Origin of the sequence: Streptomyces sp. NPDC002809 (assembly GCF_040295435.1) — a bacterium.
In the GTDB taxonomy this organism is placed as follows: Bacteria; Actinomycetota; Actinomycetes; order Streptomycetales; family Streptomycetaceae; genus Streptomyces.
On record NZ_JBEOVJ010000007.1, the window covers coordinates 40,453 to 61,253 of the forward strand.

Consider the following 20,801-nt stretch of genomic DNA (forward strand, 5'->3'; position numbering starts at 1 on the left):
CTTACGGGGGGTGTGCCGGATCGCTACGGTAAGGCACGTTCGACGGCTGCTGCCCGTGGCGGACGAGTGACATCGAGGAACACGCTATGAGTGAACCCAGCGAGTGGCTCATCTACCGGGGAGTCGGCGAACCTCACGACGACGTGGCGCAGTTGCCCCCGCCGCCCCCTTGGCGCGACTTCGCGGGCGGCCGCGGTGACGGGCCCGGCGAGACGGGCTGGGACGAGTCGGCCGACCGCCGCCTGGGCATCCCCGGACGCGTCGCCGAGGAGCACCGGCCCGGGGTCGAGGAGCTCGAAATGATCAACGCGGCGCTGTATCTGCGGCGTCCGCTGCTGGTCACCGGGGACCCGGGTGCCGGGAAGAGCACACTGGCCCACTCCGTCGCCAGGGAGCTGGAGTTCGGCAAGGTGCTGCGCTGGCCCGTCGTCAGCCGCACCACGCTGCAGGACGGCCTCTACCACTACGACGCGATCGCCCGGCTGCAGGATGTGCAGATCGCCTCGCACGCGGCCGCCGACGGCGGGGTGCAGGCGGACGCGGCCCAGAGCGTGGGCAGTTACATCCGGCTCGGGCCGCTGGGTACCGCCCTGCTGCCCTCGGACCGGCCACGGGTGCTGCTCATCGACGAGCTCGACAAGAGCGACATCGACCTGCCGAACGACCTGCTCAACGTGCTGGAGGAGGGCGAGTTCGCCATCCCCGAACTGGAACGGATCGCGGACCGGCTGCCCGACGGCGAGGCGGACGTACTGGACCACGACGGCAACAAGGTGCGGATCAAGGGTGGCCGGGTGCAGTGCCGGGCCTTCCCGTTCGTGGTGCTCACCAGCAACGGGGAGCGGGACTTCCCCGCCCCGCTGATGCGCCGCTGCATTCATCTGGAGCTGGGACGTCCCGACCACAAACGACTGGCCTCCTTCGTCAAGGCGCATCTGGGCGAGGAGGCCGCCCGTTCCAGTGAGGATCTCATCACCCTCTTCCTGGAGCGGTCGCGCAGTGAACTCCTGGCCACCGACCAACTGCTGAACGCGATCTACCTCACTCAGGCAGCGGCTCCGACCGGCCGTGACCGGCTCGCCGATCTGCTCATCCAGCGACTCGACCGGCCGAGGTGACGCGCTGATGCGCGGGGCGGACGGGGCGCCGGGGGCCCCAGTGGGCCCGGAGCCCGGCGGGGCGCCGGCCCAGGGGGTTCCCGGCGCGCGGGCGGCGGACGCCGCGCTGCCGGGTGGGGGCGCGGGGGAAGCCGGGCCGTCGGGTGCGGACGGTTCGGCGCCCGGAGCGGGGCAGCTCGCGACCCTGGTCGCCCGCTTGCGCGGAGCCGGGCTCGAACCCGACGTGGAGCAGTTGTGCGACGCTCTCTGGCTGGCCCAGTGGACCCGCAGCGCCGACCCGCCCGCAGCGGTCCGGGGTGAGGGCGAGAGGGAGGGCGCGCCTGCGTTCGTACCGCTCCCCGGAGAGCCCGTGGCCCCCACTCGTGCCGGCGCGGGGACCACGCCGGAGGGCGGTGCCCCGGACGAGGGCGAGGACGCCCCGCCCGACGGGGTGCGCGGGCCGGGCGGCGACGGAAAGATCTCCCTGTATCCCCTTCCGAGCCAGGTGCGTACGCCCCGGGACGGCGACTCAGGATCCGGCCGGCGACCCGCCGCGGAGGCGCCCGGCAGCGCGCTCACCTTCGGCGTACCGGCCGCCCCCGTGCTTCCTGCCCCACTCGAACTCACCCGCGCGTTACGCCCGTTGCAGCGCTACCACCCGGCCTCCGCGCCGCTGCGGCGCGCCCTGGACGAGACGGCGACCGCTGAACTCAGCGCCCGGGCCGGCGGCATGGTCATGCCGGTGTTCCGCGGCATCCGCAGGGGCGACGCCATCCTCCAGTGCGTCATGGACGCCTCCTCCTCCATGCTGGTGTGGGACCGGATGTTCGGTGAACTCCAGCGGATATTTGCCCAGTTGGGCGCCTTCAGGGACGTCCAGGTGCGCTATCTGCACCAGGGGCCCGACGGCGGATGCGCGGTCAGCCGCAGCTCCGACCCGGCCGCGGGCCCGCTGCACTCCGCGGACCGGCTCAGCGACCCGACCGGGCGCCGGGTCACCGTCGTGATCAGCGACTGCGCCGGACCGCTCTGGCACAGCGGGCGCGCCCACCGGCTGCTGCACCAGCTGGCCTGCCAGTCCCCGGTCGCCGTCCTGCAGCCACTGCCGCAGCGCATGTGGAACCGGACCAGGCTGCCCGTCACCTTCGGCTCCCTCTCGCGGGGTGACGGACCGTCCGGTGCGGCACTGCTCAAGGTGACCGAGGACGCCGGGGCCGGCCCCGCCGTGCACCCGGGAGCACTGGCCGTCCCGGTCCTCCCGCCGACGGCGGACGCGCTCGGGGCCTGGGCCCGGCTGCTCTCCGGCACGGGTGCGGCCCGGACCGCCGGAGCGGTCGGGTGGGTGCGGGCCGACCAGCCGGCGGCCGCGGCCCAGCGGTCCGGCGCATCGCTCTCCTCGCTCCAGCTCGTCAGCCGCTTCCGCTCGGTGGCCTCACCGGCCGCCGGACAACTGGCCGTCCATCTGGCCGCCGCCCCGCTCTACCTCCCGGTGATGCAGCTCGTGCAGCGCACGATGCTGCCGCACTCGGGACCCTCCGAACTGGCCGAGGTGCTGCTCAGCGGACTGCTCACCCGCGCCGACGGCGGTGGAGGCCGCGGCCAGTGGTACGCGTTCGAGCCCGGCGTCCAGGACGCACTGCTCGGGCCGCTCGGCCGCGACGAGGCCCTGCTCGTGCTCAAGCACTGTTCGCAGTACATCGAGCAGCGTTTCGGCAAGGGCGGGCCCAACTTCCCCGCCCTTGCCTTCGCCCAGCTGGGGGACGGCACGCTGCGCGGTTCACGGCTCGCAGCCGGAGCAGGCACCCGTACCCGGCCCGGTGACGGGACGGAGGACGCCTGGGAGGGTGAGGAGACCGAGGGCGAGAAGGACGGGATCGAGGGCGAAGGCGATGAGCCCGGCGACGGCCGGGGCGTCCCCCACGCCTTCGCCGAAGTAGCGGCCCGGGTGCTGGAACGCTTCATGCCCGTGCCGCCCGGATTCGTGTCCCCGGCGCCTTCGGACGGGGCGGAACTCCCGGGAGCCGGTACCAGCCCCGCCGTGGAACAGGCCCGCGAGCTCGTGCGGCTGTTCGAGGCGGACAAGATGGTGCAGCGCCTGATCGACGCCGTGCAACTGCTGAGAGGCGCCGCCGAGAACAGCCCGCAGCCCGCCGGCGGCCCGGAACTCTGGGCCGAGTACGCACGCTGTGCGCTGAGGCTCTGGGAGGTGCGGGGAGGCGACGATCTGCTCGGCGAGGCCAGGCGCGCCGCCGAACGGGCCGTGGCGTACCCCGGCGCCGTACGCGAACGGGCGGTGCTGGCCCAGGTGCTGCACGCGGCGGCCGACGACGTGCGGCGGCGCGGGGACCGGCGCGGCGCCCTGGACCTCCTCCGGCGCGCAGAGCGCGAATACACCCTCGCCTGCGCGGCCCCCGGAATGGACCCCGCCGAGGCCCTGCGGCTCACCCTGGAGCGGGTGCGGGCCCTGGAGGCGCAGTGGCGGCTCGACGGCGACAGCGCTCTGCTGCAGAGCGTCTGCGGGATGCTGGAGGCGTTCGCCGACTCCTGGCCCGATCAGGAGAACCGTCCGGCCGCACTGCCGCTCCAGCACGGCAGGACACTGCTGAAGCTGTCCGGTGCCACCGAGGACACGGAGCAGTCCCGGGAGTACGCCCGGCAGTCGGCACGCTCCCTGCGCACGGCGTTCGCCCAGGGCGGCGGGCACACCATGGGCACCGAGAACCGCATCGTGCTGGACCTGGTGGACGCCCTGCTCGCCTCGGGCGAGGAGCCGGACGAAGCCGCGGTCCTGACCACCCAGGCGCTGGAGACCGTACGTGAGCAGCGCCAGCGCGCCCAGTTGCAGACCAGAGCCGGACGGATCCGGGCGGCCCGCTACGAGCACACCGGCGACCCGGCCGAACTCGTGTCCGCCGCCGAGTGGTTCGCCCGCGCCGCCCGGGGGACACCGCGCGACTCGCGGGCCCACACCGACCTGTTGGCCGAGTGGGGGGCCACGCTGCTGCGCCGCGCCGAACTGCCGGACGGCGGTGCGTATGTCGGCGCGGCCGTGCGGGTGCTGCGTGACTGCCGGTCCGAGACGCCCGCGGGCGGTGCGCACCAGTCCGAGCGGCTGCTCATGCTCGGCCGGGCCCTGATGCTGCGGCACCGGGCCGCCGCGGACCGGGTCGACCTGCGGGAGGCCGAACATCTCCTGAGGCTGGCGGCGCAGGAGGCGTCGGCCCCGCTGATCGCGGCCCGTTGCTGGCTGGAGCTGGGCCGGGCCTCTCTGGAGGCCGCCGACGCACTGGGCAGGCCGGCCCGGCGCGACGACGCCGCGGAGGCATTCCGGTCGGCCGCCGAGTCCGCCGCGGTGGCCGAAGCGGAGCAGAGAAGTCCACAACAGCTTCAAGAGGCAGTCGAGTTGGGTGCTACAGCCAACCACTGGCGGGGTATGACCTATGAGAGTGCGGGGCGCCCCCGGGCCGCACGCGACGCGTACCGGGCGGCCCGTCAGGAGTGGCGCAAACTGCCGGACGGCGGCGGCGCGGCGGGGGAGTCGACCGCCGAGCGGCTGGCCGGCCTGGAGCGCTGAGTGCTCAACGACGAGCACGAGGCGCTTCGCGGCCGGTGACGACCGGCGCACGACCGGCGCCGGCCGACGGTGCCCACAACAGGACGAGGCGGGTCAGGGACGCGGACCGGCGGTGTGCGCTCAACGGCGAGTGCGGCACGGCGGTCCCGGTGCTGCACTACGGGGAGGCGTGATGAGCGAATCGACACGTGAGGACGGGGCGGGGGCGACCGGTGATACCGGTGCGCTCGTCGCCCCCGGCGAACTGCCGGATCTGCTGGGCCTCGATCTGGAGTCCCTGCGGACCATGGACCACCCTGTCCTGGCCGAGGTGGTCGCGGATCTCCGTGGCCGCGTCGAGCAGCCGCGGGAGATGCTCTGGGGATTCAACAGCGCCTTCTGAGGCGGCGGGCCCCGCAGCGCCGCGATCCGGCCCCGGAGCCGCACGGCCCCGGCCGGGGACGCCGACGACCACGACCACGACCACGACATCATCGTCCGGGACGCCCCGGCCCTCGCGCGACGCCGGGGCCGGCCGGCCCGGCAGACGTACGGCACGGGGGTACCGGAGTGGCTCGACGGACGACGCCCGGACAGGAGGGGCGCGCCGGGCGGCCCGCGGAGGGCGCGGTGCCTCCGGCCCCGGTGCCCGGCCCCGGGCCGCGCACCGGCACACCGGCCGCCACCCGGGCAGCGGACTCGGCCCCCGTGCCCTTCGGGCAGTTCATCGTGAAGGTGCACGGCCGCTGCAACCTGGCGTGCCGCTACTGCTACCTGTACGAGGGCCCCGACTCGACCTGGCGGACCCGCCCCGCCGCCGCCTCGCCCGCCGTCCTCGACCGCACAGCGGACCGGATCGCCGAACACGCGGCGACCCACCGGCTCCGCCATGTCGCCCTCGTACTGCACGGGGGCGAACCCCTCCTCGCCGGACCCGAACGGCTGGCCGCCCTCGCGGACCGGGTGCGTGACCGGGCGCCCGGCGACTGCACCGTCCACGCCACCGTGCAGACCAACGCCACCCTCCTCACCGACGACGGGGTCGCCACCCTCGCCCGGCACGGCATACGCATCGGCATCAGCCTCGACGGCGGCCTGGCCGCGCACAACACCCAGCGCACCGACCACGCCGGCCGCCCGTCCTGGCCCGCCGCCTCGCGCGGCGCCCGGCTGCTCGCCGAGCGCCACCCCGGTGCGTACGCGGGCATCCTCACCGTCGTCGACCCGCGCACCGACCCGCTGGAGATGTACGAGTCGCTGCTCGCCCTGCGGCCCCCGGCCCTGGACCTGCTCCTGCCGCACGGCAACTGGACCAGACCGCCGCCCGGTCTGCCGGATCCGGCCGGCGTGCCCACGGGCCCGGGGCCGGGCCGCCCCACCCCGTACGGCGACTGGCTGTGCACCGTCTTCGACCGCTGGTGGCCGGCCGCCCGGCGGGAGACCCGGATCAGGCTCTTCGAGGAGTGCATCGCCCTCCTCCTCGGGCTGCCCGCCGCCACCGAGTCCCTCGGTCTCGACCCCATCAACGCCGTCGTGGTCGAGACGGACGGATCGATCGAGCAGGTCGACTCCCTCAAGTCCGCCTACGACACCGCCGCGGCCACCGGACTCGACATCTTCCGGCACACCTTCGACGACGCCCTGCGCCACCCCGGCGTCGCCGCCCGCCAGGCAGGAGCGGGCGCGCTCGCCGGCCTCTGCCGGGCCTGCCCGCTGCTGACCGTCTGCGGCGGCGGCCACTACGCCCACCGGTACCGCGCAGAGAACGGCTTCATCAACCCGTCCGTCTACTGCGCAGACCTCGACCGGCTGGTCCGCCACGTGGCGGACCGGCTCGCCGACGCAACCGCAGGAGACCCCCCATGAGCTCCGCCATCCCCGATCGCGTACTGCGCGAACTCGGCCGCACCGAAGGCAGCGCCGCCACCCTAGGCCTGCTCGTACGCGATCAGGACACCCGCCGCCTCGTCCTCCTCAGGGCCGTGCTCGACGCGGCGGCCGCCGCCCCCACGACCGTGTGCCCACCCCCACTGCTCGACCGGCTGCGCGCGGACTGGGCGTTGCTCGAAGCCGCCGAGCGCACCGACCGGGCCGCGGCGCGCGCGGTGCTGTTCCACCCCATGACGGGCCCCTGGGCCGAACGCCTCCTGGCCGGCCTCACCACGACGGCCAGGACGGGCCCCGGCCTCCTCGCCGGCCTGGGCCATCTCACGGCACTGGCGGCAGCGGCCGCGATCCGCGCCGGCATGCCCGTCACCGCCCGGCTCACCGCAAGCGACGGCCTGCTCTCCCTGCCCACGCTGGGGGCGGTGCGGTCCCCGGCCGGAGTGGCCCAACTCTCCTTCGCCGACGGTGAGATGACGATACGGCCGGCCGGTGGGCCGCCCCTGACGGTACGGACCCAGCCGGACGGCACCCTGAGCTCCGCCGACCCCCGCTGGCTGCCGGTGCTCATGCTGTCCGCCGTGCTGCCCGGCACCGGTCCCGTACCCCTGGACGACGTCGATCCGTACCGCACCCGCGGCACCGGCCTGGAACGCCACGGGCTGAGCGCGGCCACCCACGTCGACGACAGCGAACGCAAGGCCTGGATCGCATCCTGGTCCGGAGTCGAACCGCTGCTCCGCGTCGGCGGTGAGCACCGGCTCACCGAAGCTGCCGTGCTGCTGCGCTGCCTCGTCCCGCTGGGCCCGCCGCCCGGCTCGGGCCCCACCGGCGAGGCCGCGGCCCACTGCAGCGGCACCCGGCGCGAGGCGTTCGGCGCGGTCCTCAGCAGCAAGCCCGCCACCCCCGCGTACTTCGCCTCGACGCTCGTGCACGAACTCCAGCACACCAAGCTCGCCGCGCTCGGCACACTCGTCCCGCTGCACCACGAGGATGCCACTCCCCGCCACTTCGCCCCCTGGCGCGCCGACCCCAGGCCCTTCGACGGGCTGTTCCAGGGCGCCTACTCGCACCTCGCGCTCGCCGACTACTGGCAGCGTTTCGCGCTCGGCGCGCGGCGGGTCACCCACCGCGACCTGGCCTGGGCCGAGCACGCACGCTGCCGTCAACAGGTCGGGGCCGTACTGCCCGCGCTGGCCGGATCGGCCCTGCTGACCGTCCAGGGGCGCGTACTCGTCAACGAGATGATCACGCTCTACCACCGTCTGGAGGATTCGCCGCCACCCACGGGTCACCTGGCGCGCGCGGACGCGTACGTGAACACCGCCAGGGTGATATGGCAGCAGAGGAACGGATCACGCAGGACGTGAGCGGCCAGGTGATTCCGGCCGGTGCGACCACGCCCCGGTGTATCGTGAACAGGCTCGCAACGATGTCAGGGAGACGGTTGAATGCCCGCTACGCGTAAGCAAGTTGGAGCAGTCGGGGCGCGGACCGTCACCCTCAGTTTCGCCGGGTTCAACCGGGCCTGGGCGGCATGGATCGCGGACCGGCTGGAGCGGCGCGGGGTGACGGTCGTCCAGCAGCGCTGGGACCCTCAGGTGGACGTCCCGCTGGAGGACTCGCTCCAGGATCTGACGCTCTCCCGCGGCCGGGTCCTGGTCCTGCTCAGCGACTGGTACTTCCAGCTCGGCCCGCGCAGCCACGAGGAGTGGAACCGGGCCCTGCGCGCAGTCGTAGCCCCCGACCCGGACCGGTTCGCCGCGGTGTCCATCACGACCTCGGCACTTCCCGGCGCCACGTCCGTGTTCGGCGCGGCCGACCTCACCAACGTCGGCGCGGTCGAGGCCGAGCGACGGCTGCTCGTACACCTGGGCCTGCCCGCGAGCCCACTGCCCGAGGACATCGAGGCCGGGCCGGGCCCCCGGTTCCCGTCCGACACCCCGGAGGTGTGGGGCGGAGTCCCGCGCCGCAACACCCGCTTCACCGGGCGCGAGGAACTGCTCAACAAGGCCTACCAGGCACTCCAGGACGCCGGGGCCGGGGCCGGCGTGGTCACGCTGCACGGCATGTCGGGTGTCGGCAAGACGCAGCTGGCGGCCGAGTACGTCTACCGCTTCGGTTCCGCGTACGACGTGGTGTGGTGGGTGCCCGCCGACCGGCGCGCGCTCTACCGCCAGAAGCTCGCCGAACTCGCCCCCGAACTGGGCCTGTCCACCGGCGCCGAGTACGGCGAGAGGCTGCGCGCGGTCCGCGACTCGCTGCGCCGCGGCGACCCGCACGGCCACTGGCTGCTGATCCTGGACGGCGCGGACGAACCCGACCAGATCTGGGACCTGGTGCCGACCGGCCCGGGACACGTCCTGATCACCTCCCGCAACCCGGAGTGGAGCGAACACAACAGCAACCTCGTCGAGGTACCGGTCTACGAACGCGACGAGTCGGTCGCCTTCATCCGGCGCCGTGCCCCACGTCTCACCCACACGGAGGCGGACCGGCTCGCCGAGGCGCTGGAGGACCTCCCGCTGCTGCTCGACCAGACCGCGGGGTGGCTCAACGACTCCGACATGTCGGTCGAGGAGTACATCGAACTCCTCGGCGGCGGCATCGACCAGGACGTCGTCAAGGTCTCCGCGGACTTCCCCCTGGCCTTCCAGACCGCCTGGTCGATACTGCTGAACAAACTCCGGGACACCGTTCCCGAGTCCGTCGACCTGCTGCGTCTGTGCAGCTTCTTCGCACCCGGCTCCATCCCCGTACGGCTGCTGAAGGAAATGCCGTCGGGGGAACTGCCCGAACAGCTCTCGGGCCTGATGAACGACCCGCTGCTGTGGAACAAGGCGATCGGCCAGCTGCGCCAGTACTCCGTGGTCCGCCTGGAGTCCCACGACTCGATCATCGACGACGCGTCCTCGGGCGAGTCGATCTATCTCCACCGCATGGTCCACCAGATCGTCCGCAAGGACATGCCGGACCAGGACCGCCGGGAGTTCATCGACGTCGTACGGCGCGCACTGGCCGCCGCCGACCCCGGCCGCCCCACGGACACCCGGCTGTGGCCCACGTACGCGGAGATCACCCCGCACCTGAAGTGGGCGGACGTCCTGCGCAGCACGGACCCCGCGGTGCAGACGCTGGTGCTCAACTGCCTGCGCTACATGTACCTCTCCGGGGAGTACCGTGCCGGCATCAAGCTGGGCGCCCGCGCCATGGCCGCCTGGAGCGAGCTGCTCGGCGAGAACCACCCGCGCGTCTGGGACCTCAGCTACAACTACGCCAACCTGCTGCGGGCCGTCGGCGACTACGCCGGAACCGAGGCCATCGAGCGGGCCGCCGTCGACCACCTGCGCGCCGAGCGGGGCGCGCACAACCTGGAACACCTGCGCGCGGCCGGCGGCCTCGCGGCCGACCTGCGCGGTCTCGGGCGGTACGAAGAGGCCCATGAGATGTCCGAATGGGTCCTGGGCGCCTACCGCGAACTGCTGGGCGACCAGGACTCGCGCACCCTCAACGCGCAGAACAACCTGGCCATTTCGCTTCGGCTGCTCGGCCGGTACAACGAGTCGCTGGCACTCAACCAGCGCACCCTGGAGGCCCGCCGCCAGCTGCTCCGCCCGCGCCACAGCTGGACCCTCTACTCGGAGATCAACTACGCCACCGACCTGCGTCTGCTCGGCCGGTACAACGAGGCCGAATCGCTCCAGACCCAGAGTGTCCGGGTGCACCGCATCGTGATGGGCCAGGACAACCCGCAGACCCTTCGCGCCGAGCACAACCTCGCCCTCTGCCTGTACCGCACGGGCGAGCGGAGCAAGGCCTCGGAGCTGTTCACCCGGGTACTGGAACGAGGCGAGCGGTTCCTGGGCGAGAACGACCCGCTGACCATGATGTTCGCGGCCAGCCAGAGCTTCTTCGCCCGGGAGCACGCCGACATCGACCAGGCCAGGGCCATAAGCGAGAAGGTCGTGAGCGGCTATGTGGACATGCTCGGTGAGGATCACCCGTATGTGGCGGGCACCCGCGCCAACCACGCCCTGATCCTGCGCAACGTCGGTGAGCGGGACCAGGCGCACCACCTGCTGGAGGAGGCCCTCATCGACATGGGCCGGGCCGTCGGCGAGAACCACCCCTGGACGCTGGGCTGCGCGGTCAACGCCTCGGCGCTGCGCAACCTGGTGGGCGACCCGGAGTCCGCCGCCGCACTGACGGACACGATCAGTACCCGGGCCATCGAGGTGCTCGGCCGCACCCACCCCCTGACCATCTCCGCCCGCATCGCGCACGCGGCGGACCTGCGGGGCCTCCGTGACCGCCAGCACGCGGACAAGGTCGAGTCGGAGGCGCTCGACGACCTGGTGAAGACACTGGGCCCGCAACACGTTCACACGGTGTCGGCACGGTCCCGCGTCCGGCCCTACTGGGACTTCGAGCCCCAGATCATCTGACCTCGTCGAGCCCCGGGCCGACCGGGACAGGCTCCTGCCCCGGGCCGACCGGGACAGGCTCCGCACACACCACGCCCGAGGGCCCGGCTCCGCGATCATCTCGCGGAGCCGGGCCCTCGGTTCGTGCGTGCGCGGGTCAGGCCTCGAAGACCTCGGCGACCAGCTGCGCCTGCTCGGCCTGGTGGCGCTTGGCCGAGCCGACCGCCGGGGACGAGCCGTGCGCGCGCGAGATGCGGCGCAGGCGCTCACCGTGCGGGACGTCGGCGCCGACGGCCAGGTCCAGGTGGTCGATCAGGTTCAGGGCGATGAACGGCCAGGCACCCTGGTTGGCCGGCTCCTCCTGCGCCCACAGGTACTTCGCCGCGTTCGGGTACTTGGCGATCTCGGCCTGGATCTCCGCACCCGGCAGGGGGTACAGGCGCTCCAGACGGATGATCGCGGTCTCCGTGTCGCCACGCTTCTGACGCTCGGCGTCCAGGTCGTAGTAGACCTTGCCGGCGCAGAAGACGACCTTGCGGACCGCACTCGGTTCGACCGAGTCGTCGCCGATCACCGGGCGGAAGCCGCCGGTGGTGAACTCCTCCGCCTTCGACGCCGCCGCCTTGAGGCGGAGCATCGACTTCGGGGTGAAGACGATCAGCGGCTTGTGGTGCGGGTTGTGCACCTGCCACCGCAGAAGGTGGAAGTAGTTCGACGGCAGGGTCGGCATCGCGACCGTCATGTTGTCCTGCGCGCACATCTGGAGGAAGCGCTCGGGGCGCGCGGACGAGTGGTCCGGGCCCTGGCCCTCGTAGCCGTGCGGCAGCAGCAGCGTGACGCCGGAGGTCTGGCCCCACTTCTGCTCGGCCGAGGAGATGAACTCGTCGACGACGGTCTGAGCGCCGTTGACGAAGTCACCGAACTGGGCCTCCCAGATGACCAGCGACTCCGGGCGGGCCAGCGAGTAGCCGTACTCGAAGCCCATCGCCGCGTACTCGCTGAGCAGCGAGTCGTAGACGTTGTAACGGGCCTGCTCGTCCGTGAGGTAGAGCAGCGGGGTGTAGTCCTCGCCGGTCACCTGGTCGACCAGCACCGCGTGACGCTGGCCGAACGTGCCGCGGCGGGTGTCCTGGCCGGCGAGCCGGACCGGGGTGCCCTCCATCAGCAGCGAACCGATGGCCAGGGTCTCGCCCATGCCCCAGTCGATCGTGCCGTCCTCCACGGAGGCCGCACGACGCTGCATCTGCGGCATCAGGCGCGGGTGGACGGTGATGTGGTCGGGGATGTTGACCTGCGACTCGGCGATCCGCTTCACGACCTCCTGGGAGACCGCGGTGGTCACGGCCACCGGGAACTCGGCCCGGGGTTCGGACACATGCGGCTGCGCCGGGAGCGAGGTGGCCTCGCGGACCTCCGCGAACACCTTCTCCAGCTGGCCCTGGAAGTCCTGGAGCGCCTGCTCCGCCTCTTCCAGCGTGATGTCGCCGCGACCGATGAGGGACTCGGTGTACAGCTTGCGCACCGAGCGCTTCTTGTCGATCAGGGTGTACATCTGCGGGTTGGTGAACTGCGGGTTGTCGCCCTCGTTGTGACCGCGGCGGCGGTAGCAGATGAGGTCGATCACGACGTCCTTGTTGAACGCCTGACGGAACTCGAAGGCGAGCCGTGCGACACGGACGACGGCCTCGGGGTCGTCACCGTTGACGTGGATGATCGGCGCCTCGATCATGCGCGCCACGTCGGTGGCGTACATCGAGGAGCGGGAGGACTCCGGGGCGGCGGTGAAGCCGACCTGGTTGTTGATCACCACGTGCACGGTGCCGCCGGTGCGGTAGCCGCGCAGCTGCGACATGTTCAGCGTCTCTGCGACGACGCCCTGGCCCGCGAAGGCCGCGTCGCCGTGGAGCGCGACGGGCAGGACGGTGAAGTCCGTGCCGCCCTTGTTGATGATGTCCTGCTTGGCGCGGGCGATGCCCTCCAGGACCGGGTCGACCGCCTCCAGGTGCGAGGGGTTGGCGGCCAGCGAGACCTTGATCTGCTCGCCGTCCAGACCGGTGAAGGTGCCCTCGGCGCCCAGGTGGTACTTGACGTCGCCGGAGCCGTGCATCGACTTCGGGTCGAGGTTGCCCTCGAACTCCCGGAAGATCTGCGCGTACGACTTGCCGACGATGTTCGCCAGCACGTTCAGCCGGCCGCGGTGGGCCATGCCGATGACGACCTCGTCGAGGCGGGCCTCGGCGGCTGAGTCGATGACCGCGTCGAGCAGCGGGATGACGGACTCGCCGCCCTCCAGCGAGAACCGCTTCTGGCCGACGTACTTCGTCTGCAGGAAGGTCTCGAACGCCTCCGCGGCGTTCAGCCGGCGCAGGATGCGCAGCTGCTCCTCGCGCTCGGGCTTGGGGCGCGGACGCTCCACCCGGTCCTGGAGCCACTTGCGCTGCTTCGGGTCCTGGATGTGCATGAACTCGATGCCGGTGGTGCGGCAGTACGACTCACGCAGCACGCCGAGGATGTCGCGGAGCTTCATCATCGTCTTGCCGGCGAAACCGCCGACCGCGAAGTCCCGCTCCAGGTCCCACAGGGTGAGGCCGTGCTCGGTGATGTCGAGGTCGGGGTGCTTGCGCTGGTGGTACTCCAGCGGGTCGGTGTCGGCCATGACGTGGCCGCGGACCCGGTAGGAGTGGATCAGCTCGAAGACCCGCGCGGCCTTGGTGACGTCGTCGTCGTGCGAGGCGTCGATGTCCTTGAGCCAGCGGACCGGCTCGTAGGGGATGCGCAGCGCCTTGAAGATCTCGTCGTAGAACTCGTTCTCGCCGAGCAGCAGCTGGGAGAGGATCCGCAGGAACTCGCCGGAGGCGGCGCCCTGGATGACCCGGTGGTCGTACGTCGAGGTCAGCGTCATGACCTTGGAGATGCCCAGCTTGTTCAGGGTGTCCTGCGACGTGCCCTGGAACTCCGCCGGGTAGTCCATCGCGCCGACGCCCATGATGAGGCCCTGTCCGGGCATCAGGCGGGGCACCGAGTGAACGGTGCCGATCCCGCCGGGGTTGGTCAGCGAGGCGGTGACGCCGGTGAAGTCGTCCATGCCGAGCTTGCCGTTGCGGGCCCGGCGGACGATGTCCTCGTAGGCCTGCCAGAACTCGAAGAAGTTGAGCGTCTCGGCCTTCTTGATGGCCGCGACGACCAGCTGGCGGTCGCCGTTCGGCTTCACCAGGTCGATGGCGAGGCCGAGGTTGACGTGCTCCGGCTTGACCAGGGTCGGCTTGCCGTCCTTCTGCGCGAAGGAGTAGTTCATCGCCGGCATGGCCTTGAGGGCCTGCACCATCGCGTACCCGATGAGGTGCGTGAAGGAGATCTTCCCGCCGCGGGCACGCTTGAGGTGGTTGTTGATGACGATGCGGTTGTCGAAGAGCAGCTTCACCGGAACGGCGCGGACGGACGTGGCCGTCGGCAGCTCCAGCGAGGCGTTCATGTTCTTCGCGACAGCGGCGGACGGGCCGCGCAGCGTCACGTACTCCGGACCGGCCGGGGCCTCGGTGGCCGGGGCGGCGGCAGCCTTCGCCGCCGGAGCCGGTGCGGCCTTCGCCGGTGCGGCCTTCACCGGAGCCGCCGGGGCGGCAGGTGCGGGCTTGACCGGAGCGGGCGCCGGGGCAGCGGGTGCGGCCGGTGCCTGAGCCGCGGGCTGCGCAGGTGCGGCAGGCGCGGTGGTCGGGGCCGGTGCGGTGGCGGCCGGAGCCGCGGGCACCGCAGCCCCCGCGGCTGCGGCGCCGGGAACGGGCTTGTCCGCCGTGCCGGACGTACCCGGCTTGTAGTCGGCGAAGAAGTCCCACCAGGCGCGATCGACCGAATTGGGATCCTGGAGGTACTGCTGGTAGATCTCGTCGACGAGCCACTCATTGGGGCCAAAGGCAGCAGCCGGGTTCGTACCCGGGCTGGCTTGGTCGGTCGAGATGCTCGAGTTACTGGGGGACTGAGACGACACGGCGGCAACCGCCCTCTTCCGCTTCACAAGGTGATGGACAGCGGAAATCAAGGCTACGCCTCCCCGGCCGTTCCATGCAGGCCGGGCCGGTCTTCGTCGTGCAAGTCACATCGGAAGTCGGGTTTCGGGGCAGGAAATGGCGGGAAACAAGCTTGGTTCCGCTTCGCTCCGGGTACGCGAGACCGCAGTTACGGCCCCTTGGACCGTACCCCTTGAACAGAACACGTAGAACGTGCCCTTCCGGTTCGAACCCTATGTCAACCTCGCGGTTGATGGATCCCCGGAAGAGTGACGCGAATGCGGCAGCCGCGAGCTGATTCGGCCACGCCGATCCTGCCGCCGTGCAGATCCACCGCCCAGCGGGCGATCGCCAGGCCCAGACCCGTACCGCCGTCGCTGCCCGGACCGTGCGGGGACGGCACCTCGCCCCGGTTGAAACGCTCGAAGACCCGGTGGCGCTCGGCCTCCGGGATGCCCGGGCCCTCGTCCAGGACCTCCAGATGCAGCGACTCGGGCTGCGGACCGCGCCGGGCGAGCACGGTGACCCGGCCGTGCGGCGGGCTGTGCTTCACCGCGTTGTCGATCAGGTTGGCCACCACTTGGTGCAGCCGCTCGGCGTCCGCGTGCGCGGTGAGCTCAGGCGGGGACACGTCCAGGTGCAGATGGACGTCCTTGCGGGCGTGGTTGCCGGAGCCCGAGGACAGCCGGCGGTGCGCGGCGGCGAGGTTCGCCTCCTTGAGGACCCCCGACAGGTAGGGCCACACCTCGAAACGGCGGGCCTTCAGCGTGACCACGCCGTTGTCCAGCCGGGAAAGGTCCAGCAGCGTCTCCACCAGTCTGCCGAGCCGCTCCGTCTGTTTCAGGGCCGTGCGCATCGTCTCCGGATCGGCCGAGGACACCCCGTCCACGACGTTCTCCAGCACGGCCCTCAGCGCCGCGATGGGCGTACGCAGCTCGTGCGAGACGTTCGCCACCAGCTCCTTGCGGTGCCGGTCGACGGCCGCCAGATCGTCGGCCATCAGGTTGATCGTCTGCGCCAGGTCGCCGAGCTCGTCGCGCCGGTCGGCGCCGCTCACCCGTCTGGTGTAGTCGCCGTGCGAGATCGACCGGGCCACGGCCCGCATCTCGTCCAGCGGCGCGGTCAGACCGTGCGCCACGAACTGGGTGATCAGCAGGGTCGCGATCACCGAGAACACGGTGATGAACCGCAGCTCGGTGCGCGTGCGCAAAGCCACCATCAGCAGCCCGGTCGTGATGAACACCGACACCACGACCAGCGTGCCCAGCTTGGCCTTGATGGAGAACGGCCGGAGCCCCGGTCCGGGCCGGGTCATGGCGCCGGGGTCTCCAACGCGTAACCGACACCGTGCACGGTACGGATCCGCTCCGCGCCGATCTTCCGGCGCAGGGCCTTGATGTGGCTGTCGACGGTACGGGTGCCCGAGGCGTCCGCCCAGTCCCAGACCTCCGCCAGCAGCTGCTCACGGGAGAGCACCGCGCGCGGGGTGTTGGCCAGGCAGACCAGCAGATCGAACTCGGTCGGCGTCAGATGGACGTCGTCCGCGCGCACCCGAACCCGGCGCTGCGCGTGGTCGATCTCGAGCTCGCCGAGGCGCAGTATTCCGCTGCGCGGGGTCACGGCGGCCAGCGCGGCCCGCTCCACCCGGCGCAGCAGCACGTGGACCCGGGCCGCCAGCTCACGCATGGAGAACGGTTTCGTCATGTAGTCGTCGGCGCCGACGCCGAGACCGACGAGCATGTCGGTCTCGTCGTCCCGGGCGGTCAGCATCAGCACCGGCACCGGGCGCTGGGCCTGTACGCGACGGCAGACCTCCAGGCCGTCGAAGCCGGGAAGCATGATGTCGAGCACCATCAGATCCGGCTGCCAGGCCTCGGCCGCGTCCACGGCCGCGGGGCCGTCGAGTGCGGTCTGCACCAGGAAGCCCTCGGCCCGCAGGCGGGCGGAAATGGCATCGACGATCGTGGGGTCGTCCTCGACCACCAGCACGCGGCGCTGTGCGCCCGGGGTGGCCGCGACACCTGTGTGGGTGGTGTGTGTTTGTTCCATCGCCCCGCCCCTGCCCGTTTTCGCGGGGGCCATTCCCCCGGACGTACGGTCTTCGCTCGTGAATTTCGTGGGTGATCCCGCTATCGGTCAGCAGCGTAAAGGCAGCGGAGGGCTTCCGGCTACGCAGGGTGCAAGGCCGCAGGCGCGGTCGAGGGGAACAGAGGCGGCGGAGTGTCGCGCTTGTGGCGCTTGGACCCCGGGCGTCCCCGGCCCCGGATACCCGGCGGGGGGATCTCAGGCTGCTCGAATTGCGAGATGGACCACGTCGGGCACACCTCGGGCAACGCCTACTTCTTCCGTCCTTACCCCATGGAATCCGGCATTGCGCAAGGCCTGTTCGAACTCCCCGGACGGTTGTGCGGACCACACCGCGAGCACGCCGCCCGGCGTGAGCCGCGCGTGGCAGTCGGCGAGTCCGGCGGGGGAGTAGAGATTCCCGTTGTCCTCGGTGACGGTCCAGTCCGGCCCGTTGTCGATGTCCAGACACAGTGCGTCGTAACGGTCCGTAGTCGTACGGAGGTACGCGACGAGGTCCGTCGTCAGGACCACGGTCCGTGGATCGGCGAGCGCGGCCCCCGAGATACCGGCCAGCGGCCCGTCCAGGTGCCAGCCGACGATGGCCCGCTCCCGCTCGGCGACCGCGATCCGCCCCCATCGCGGTTCGTCGGCGGCCCGGGCGAGGGAGAAGCCGACGCCGAGACCGCCGATGAGCACCGCCGGAGCGGGCCGGTCCGCGGGCAGGGCGTCGAGCGCGGCGTCGATCAGCAGCCGCTCCGAGCGCCCGTCGGAGGTGTCCATCAGGAAGCATCCGTTGGCGATGATCTCGAAGTCGTCGCCCCGCCTGCGCAGGACGACCTCTCCGTGGGGTCCTTCACGGCGGTCCAGGACGACGGGGGCGAGGGCGTCGGGGCCGAGGCCGAGGGGCATGGCGCTGCTCTCCGGTGGATGGCGGACGGTGTCGCCGCCATCCTGTCCGCCCGGCAGCGACCGGGCCAGCGATTTGCCAGAACCCCGGCCGAACGGGGCGCGGTCAGCCGCGTTCCCGGCGGGCCCCCCGTACCGCGAACAGCGCGGTCCCCGCCACGTACGCCAGCAGTGCCACCACCCACGCCCCGGCCTGCGGCCCGGGCTGCATCGGCCAGGCCCACACGGATGCCGCACCTCCTGGGGTGCGCGGGGCCGCCAGGTACACCGCGCTGCTGTACACCGTCATCGGCAGCCAGCTCAGCCGGGCCCCGATCAGGGCGGCGGAGGCGGCCGCCACTCCGGTGGCGCCGAGCACGTTACGGATCATGCCGGGTGCGCCGAACGTCTCGGGGTGCCCGGGGACGGCCAGCGCGAGAGCCGCCGCGGCCGGGACCGTGAGCGCGAGCAGATGCAGCAGCCGCCGCGGCCACCAGCGCAGGACGGCGGTCCGGTCGAGCTCGTCGGCGGCGGCGTACAGGCCGGTGCCGATGGCCGCGGACACCAGCAGCGGTGCCAGCACGAGGACCGGGACGCGGGCGCTCGGGTCGAAACGGTCCTCCAACCGGTCGGCGGCCCAGGCGGCGAGGAGAACGATGCAGGTCAGCGTGGCGGCGGTACGGGGGAGGCCGCGGGAGCGCATATAGAGGACGGGAAGTTCCGGCCGGAGCGCGGAACGCCTCGTGGCGGCGCCGGTGGCGGGGTTCACAGGACGGGCACCTCCGACGGGGAGCAGCTCGTGTGCGTGGCCAGGAAACGGCCGAGCCAGGCCCGGCGCTCGGGGGCCGGCATGGCTTCGAGCCGGCGGAGCTGCGGGGTCTTCTCCGCGTCGGGGGTCTGCGATGCGAGGCCCGCGAGCCAGTCGGTGACGGCGAGGTCGGTCGCCATGACCCGATCGCTGTCGGCGGACTCCTCGCCGAAGGAATCCGGGCAGTCCCGGTTCGCCACGCCGTGGGCCACCTGCCAGGCGAAGTCCTCCGAGTGCTGCAGCCGCCCCCGCAGGAGGTACCAGCCGAGGTTCGGCGTCGGCACCTGGACATCGTCCGGCCCGTGCAGGGGATCCTGGTCCACATAGCGGACCGGTGCCCCCGGCACTCCGTCCAGCCGGCCGAACAGCCCGGACAGCGCCCCGGAGACCTGCGGCAGCAGCGACCTGTCGTACTCGCTCAGGCAGAGCTGCGGGGTGCCGTCCGTGCAGACGAGCCGGGCGGCAGCCGGGTCCTCCCGCACCAGGTCCTGGCCCGTGTGCATGATCAGGGGGGCGACCGCCGCCGCCACGGCGAGCGGCACGACGGCGAGGTACCGCCGCCCGGCCGCGTGGGCGACCAGAGCCGCCAGGGCGAGACCGCAGGTCCACGCCACCATCGCGGGGGCGAACCACCACACGGGCAGCGACCTGTCGAGCACGTACTGCTCGGCCGGGTCGAGGAACCGGCCCGTGGAACCGGAGTAGCTCGGCACGCCGAGCGCGATGTACAGCAGCACGGCGAGGACGGGCGCGGTCAGCCGCCACCGGCACCGCTGACCGACGACGAATCCCACCAGCCCGACGGCCACCAGGAACGCGGCGTCCGCGACGGCGAAGGACGGGAACGGGCTGCCGCCCCCCGCGTACGGCCAGGTGGCCAGCAGTGCGGCGGCCAGCACGGCGAGATACCCGGCGACCGCCCACAGCGCGAGCGGCAGCGCGGCCACCACGACCCGCGAGGACCGGGCGCGCGGGGTGGAGCCGAGGAGTTCGGTGGTCGAGCGCCGGTGCTCGCGGGCGCCCTGCCAGCAGGAGGCCGCAGCCACCAGCGGACCGGCGAGCAGCGTGGCCGCGGAGTGCAGCAGCCCCTGGGTCTCACCCCAGCTCCCCTGCCAGGTATCGGCCTTGGCCGCCATGGTGACGGCGAGCAGCACCGCAGTGCAGAGCCCGGTCCACGGCGCGACGCCGCGGCGCAGCTCCGTCCGCAGGACGCGGAGCGTCGGCCGGTACGCGTCCTGCGAGCGGGTGGAGCGGGGCCCCGGGGGGTCCTGCCGCTCGGTGGTGAGGGTGCCGGTGGACGTCATCGGACGCCCGCCGTCGCGCGGTGGGTGTGCAGAGCGGCGGTGTAGCCGCGCTCGATGGGGCTGCCGTCGAGCCCGTCCCCGTCGCTGCCGAGGGCCGCCAGCTCGGCCGTCGTCCCCCGGTACGCGATCCGGCCCCCTTCGACGAGGGTCACGTCCGCGCAGGCGGTGGCCACGTCCTCGACCAGGTGCGTGGAGAGGATCACCGTGGACCGCTCGCCCAGCTCACGCATCAGGGTGCGGAACTCCACCCGCTGCTCCGGGTCCAGCCCGGCCGTCGGCTCGTCGAGCAGCAGCAGCTCCGGCTCGTTGACGATCGCCTGTGCGATGCCCACGCGCCGGACCATGCCGCCCGACAGGGTCTTCATCCGGGCGTCGATCCGGTCCGTCAGGCCCACCCGGTCCACCGCACGCTCCACGGCTCCCGCGATCAGGGCGCCGTCCATCTCCTTGAGCCACGCCACGTAGGCGACGAACTCGCGGACGGTGAAGCCCGGGTAGTAGCCGAACTCCTGCGGCAGGTAGCCCAGCCTGCGCCGGACCGCGGCCCGGCTGCGGTGGTCCGCGTCCGCACCCACCTCGCTGCCCAGCAGCTCGATCCGGCCGGAGGTCGGCGCGGTTGCCGTGGCCACCACCCTGATCAGCGATGTCTTGCCCGCGCCGTTCGGTCCGAGGAGTCCGTGCACGCCGGGTGCGAAGTCCAGATCGACGCCGTCCAGGGCGGTCGTACGGCGATGCCGGACCGTCAGCCCCGAGACTCTCACCGTGCTGTTCACGCGAT

At 72.3% G+C, this 20,801-nt stretch carries 13 protein-coding genes; 6 read left to right on the forward strand and 7 right to left on the reverse strand.

All coding sequences use genetic code 11. From position 1 onward, the window contains the following. The first annotated feature begins 86 nt into the window (after positions 1–86). The 6 genes from ABT025_RS06730 to fxsT all read left to right on the forward strand — a co-directional run bounded on the left by ABT025_RS06730 (position 87) and on the right by fxsT (position 10,979). Entirely contained in the window at positions 87–1,118 is a 1,032-nt protein-coding gene (locus ABT025_RS06730; RefSeq protein WP_350990628.1) for an AAA family ATPase, read from the forward strand. A gap of 7 nt (positions 1,119–1,125) precedes the next feature. After that, positions 1,126–4,671 carry an SAV_2336 N-terminal domain-related protein gene (locus ABT025_RS06735; RefSeq protein ID WP_350990629.1) on the forward strand — a complete coding sequence of 1,182 codons (3,546 nt, stop codon included), beginning with the start codon at positions 1,126–1,128 and terminating at the stop codon, positions 4,669–4,671. A 172-nt stretch (positions 4,672–4,843) separates the two neighbouring features. Continuing rightward, positions 4,844–5,053: an FxSxx-COOH cyclophane-containing RiPP peptide gene (gene fxsA / locus ABT025_RS06740; protein WP_350990630.1), complete on the forward strand. Its 210-nt coding sequence runs from the start codon at positions 4,844–4,846 to the stop codon at positions 5,051–5,053. Between the two features lie 305 nt (positions 5,054–5,358). Then, complete coding sequence (locus ABT025_RS06745; RefSeq protein WP_350990849.1) at positions 5,359–6,516, forward strand: FxsB family cyclophane-forming radical SAM/SPASM peptide maturase; 1,158 nt, start codon at positions 5,359–5,361, stop codon at positions 6,514–6,516. Further along, the gene (locus ABT025_RS06750; RefSeq protein WP_350990631.1) at positions 6,513–7,904 is read left to right on the forward strand and encodes an aKG-HExxH-type peptide beta-hydroxylase; all 1,392 of its coding nucleotides are present in this window, start codon (positions 6,513–6,515) and stop codon (positions 7,902–7,904) included. Before ABT025_RS06745 ends, ABT025_RS06750 begins: the two co-directional genes overlap by 4 nt. A gap of 81 nt (positions 7,905–7,985) precedes the next feature. Then, entirely contained in the window at positions 7,986–10,979 is a 2,994-nt protein-coding gene (fxsT, locus tag ABT025_RS06755; RefSeq protein WP_350990632.1) for an FxSxx-COOH system tetratricopeptide repeat protein, read from the forward strand. Positions 10,980–11,115: 136 nt separating this feature from the next. On the opposite strand, the gene ABT025_RS06760 is transcribed toward fxsT, so the two are convergent. The 7 genes from ABT025_RS06760 to ABT025_RS06790 form a co-directional block, all read right to left on the reverse strand. Beyond that, entirely contained in the window at positions 11,116–14,940 is a 3,825-nt protein-coding gene (locus tag ABT025_RS06760) for a multifunctional oxoglutarate decarboxylase/oxoglutarate dehydrogenase thiamine pyrophosphate-binding subunit/dihydrolipoyllysine-residue succinyltransferase subunit (protein ID WP_350990633.1), read from the reverse strand. 257 nt (positions 14,941–15,197) lie between these two features. Beyond that, on the reverse strand, positions 15,198–16,274 hold the full coding sequence (locus ABT025_RS06765) for a HAMP domain-containing sensor histidine kinase (protein WP_350990635.1): 1,077 nt from the start codon (positions 16,272–16,274) through the stop codon (positions 15,198–15,200). After that, on the reverse strand, positions 16,271–17,008 hold the full coding sequence (locus tag ABT025_RS06770) for a response regulator transcription factor (RefSeq protein ID WP_350990636.1): 738 nt from the start codon (positions 17,006–17,008) through the stop codon (positions 16,271–16,273). Before ABT025_RS06770 ends, ABT025_RS06765 begins: the two co-directional genes overlap by 4 nt. Before the next feature lie 234 nt (positions 17,009–17,242). Continuing rightward, the gene (locus ABT025_RS06775; RefSeq protein WP_350990638.1) at positions 17,243–17,935 is read right to left on the reverse strand and encodes a spermidine synthase family protein; all 693 of its coding nucleotides are present in this window, start codon (positions 17,933–17,935) and stop codon (positions 17,243–17,245) included. 103 nt (positions 17,936–18,038) lie between these two features. Continuing rightward, positions 18,039–18,614: a hypothetical protein gene (locus ABT025_RS06780; RefSeq protein WP_350990851.1), complete on the reverse strand. Its 576-nt coding sequence runs from the start codon at positions 18,612–18,614 to the stop codon at positions 18,039–18,041. 62 nt (positions 18,615–18,676) lie between these two features. After that, positions 18,677–20,023, reverse strand: a complete 1,347-nt coding sequence (locus ABT025_RS06785; protein ID WP_350990640.1) for a hypothetical protein — start codon at positions 20,021–20,023, stop codon at positions 18,677–18,679. Next, positions 20,020–20,796, reverse strand: a complete 777-nt coding sequence (locus ABT025_RS06790; RefSeq protein WP_350990642.1) for an ABC transporter ATP-binding protein — start codon at positions 20,794–20,796, stop codon at positions 20,020–20,022. Before ABT025_RS06790 ends, ABT025_RS06785 begins: the two co-directional genes overlap by 4 nt. Positions 20,797–20,801: the final 5 nt, after the last annotated feature.

Excerpts from the sequence above, each read along its gene's own strand:
- ABT025_RS06750 (WP_350990631.1), top strand. The coding sequence starts at position 6,513 with ATGAGCTCCGCCATCCCCGATCGCGTACTGCGCGAACTCGGCCGCACC.
- ABT025_RS06780 (WP_350990851.1), bottom strand. The coding sequence starts at position 18,614 with ATGCGCTCCCGCGGCCTCCCCCGTACCGCCGCCACGCTGACCTGCATC.
- ABT025_RS06785 (WP_350990640.1), bottom strand. The coding sequence starts at position 20,023 with ATGACGTCCACCGGCACCCTCACCACCGAGCGGCAGGACCCCCCGGGG.
- ABT025_RS06730 (WP_350990628.1), top strand. The coding sequence starts at position 87 with ATGAGTGAACCCAGCGAGTGGCTCATCTACCGGGGAGTCGGCGAACCT.
- ABT025_RS06770 (WP_350990636.1), bottom strand. The coding sequence starts at position 17,008 with ATGGAACAAACACACACCACCCACACAGGTGTCGCGGCCACCCCGGGC.
- ABT025_RS06765 (WP_350990635.1), bottom strand. The coding sequence starts at position 16,274 with ATGACCCGGCCCGGACCGGGGCTCCGGCCGTTCTCCATCAAGGCCAAG.
- ABT025_RS06735 (WP_350990629.1), top strand. The coding sequence starts at position 1,126 with ATGCGCGGGGCGGACGGGGCGCCGGGGGCCCCAGTGGGCCCGGAGCCC.
- fxsA (WP_350990630.1), top strand. The coding sequence starts at position 4,844 with ATGAGCGAATCGACACGTGAGGACGGGGCGGGGGCGACCGGTGATACC.
- fxsT (WP_350990632.1), top strand. The coding sequence starts at position 7,986 with ATGCCCGCTACGCGTAAGCAAGTTGGAGCAGTCGGGGCGCGGACCGTC.
- ABT025_RS06775 (WP_350990638.1), bottom strand. The coding sequence starts at position 17,935 with ATGCCCCTCGGCCTCGGCCCCGACGCCCTCGCCCCCGTCGTCCTGGAC.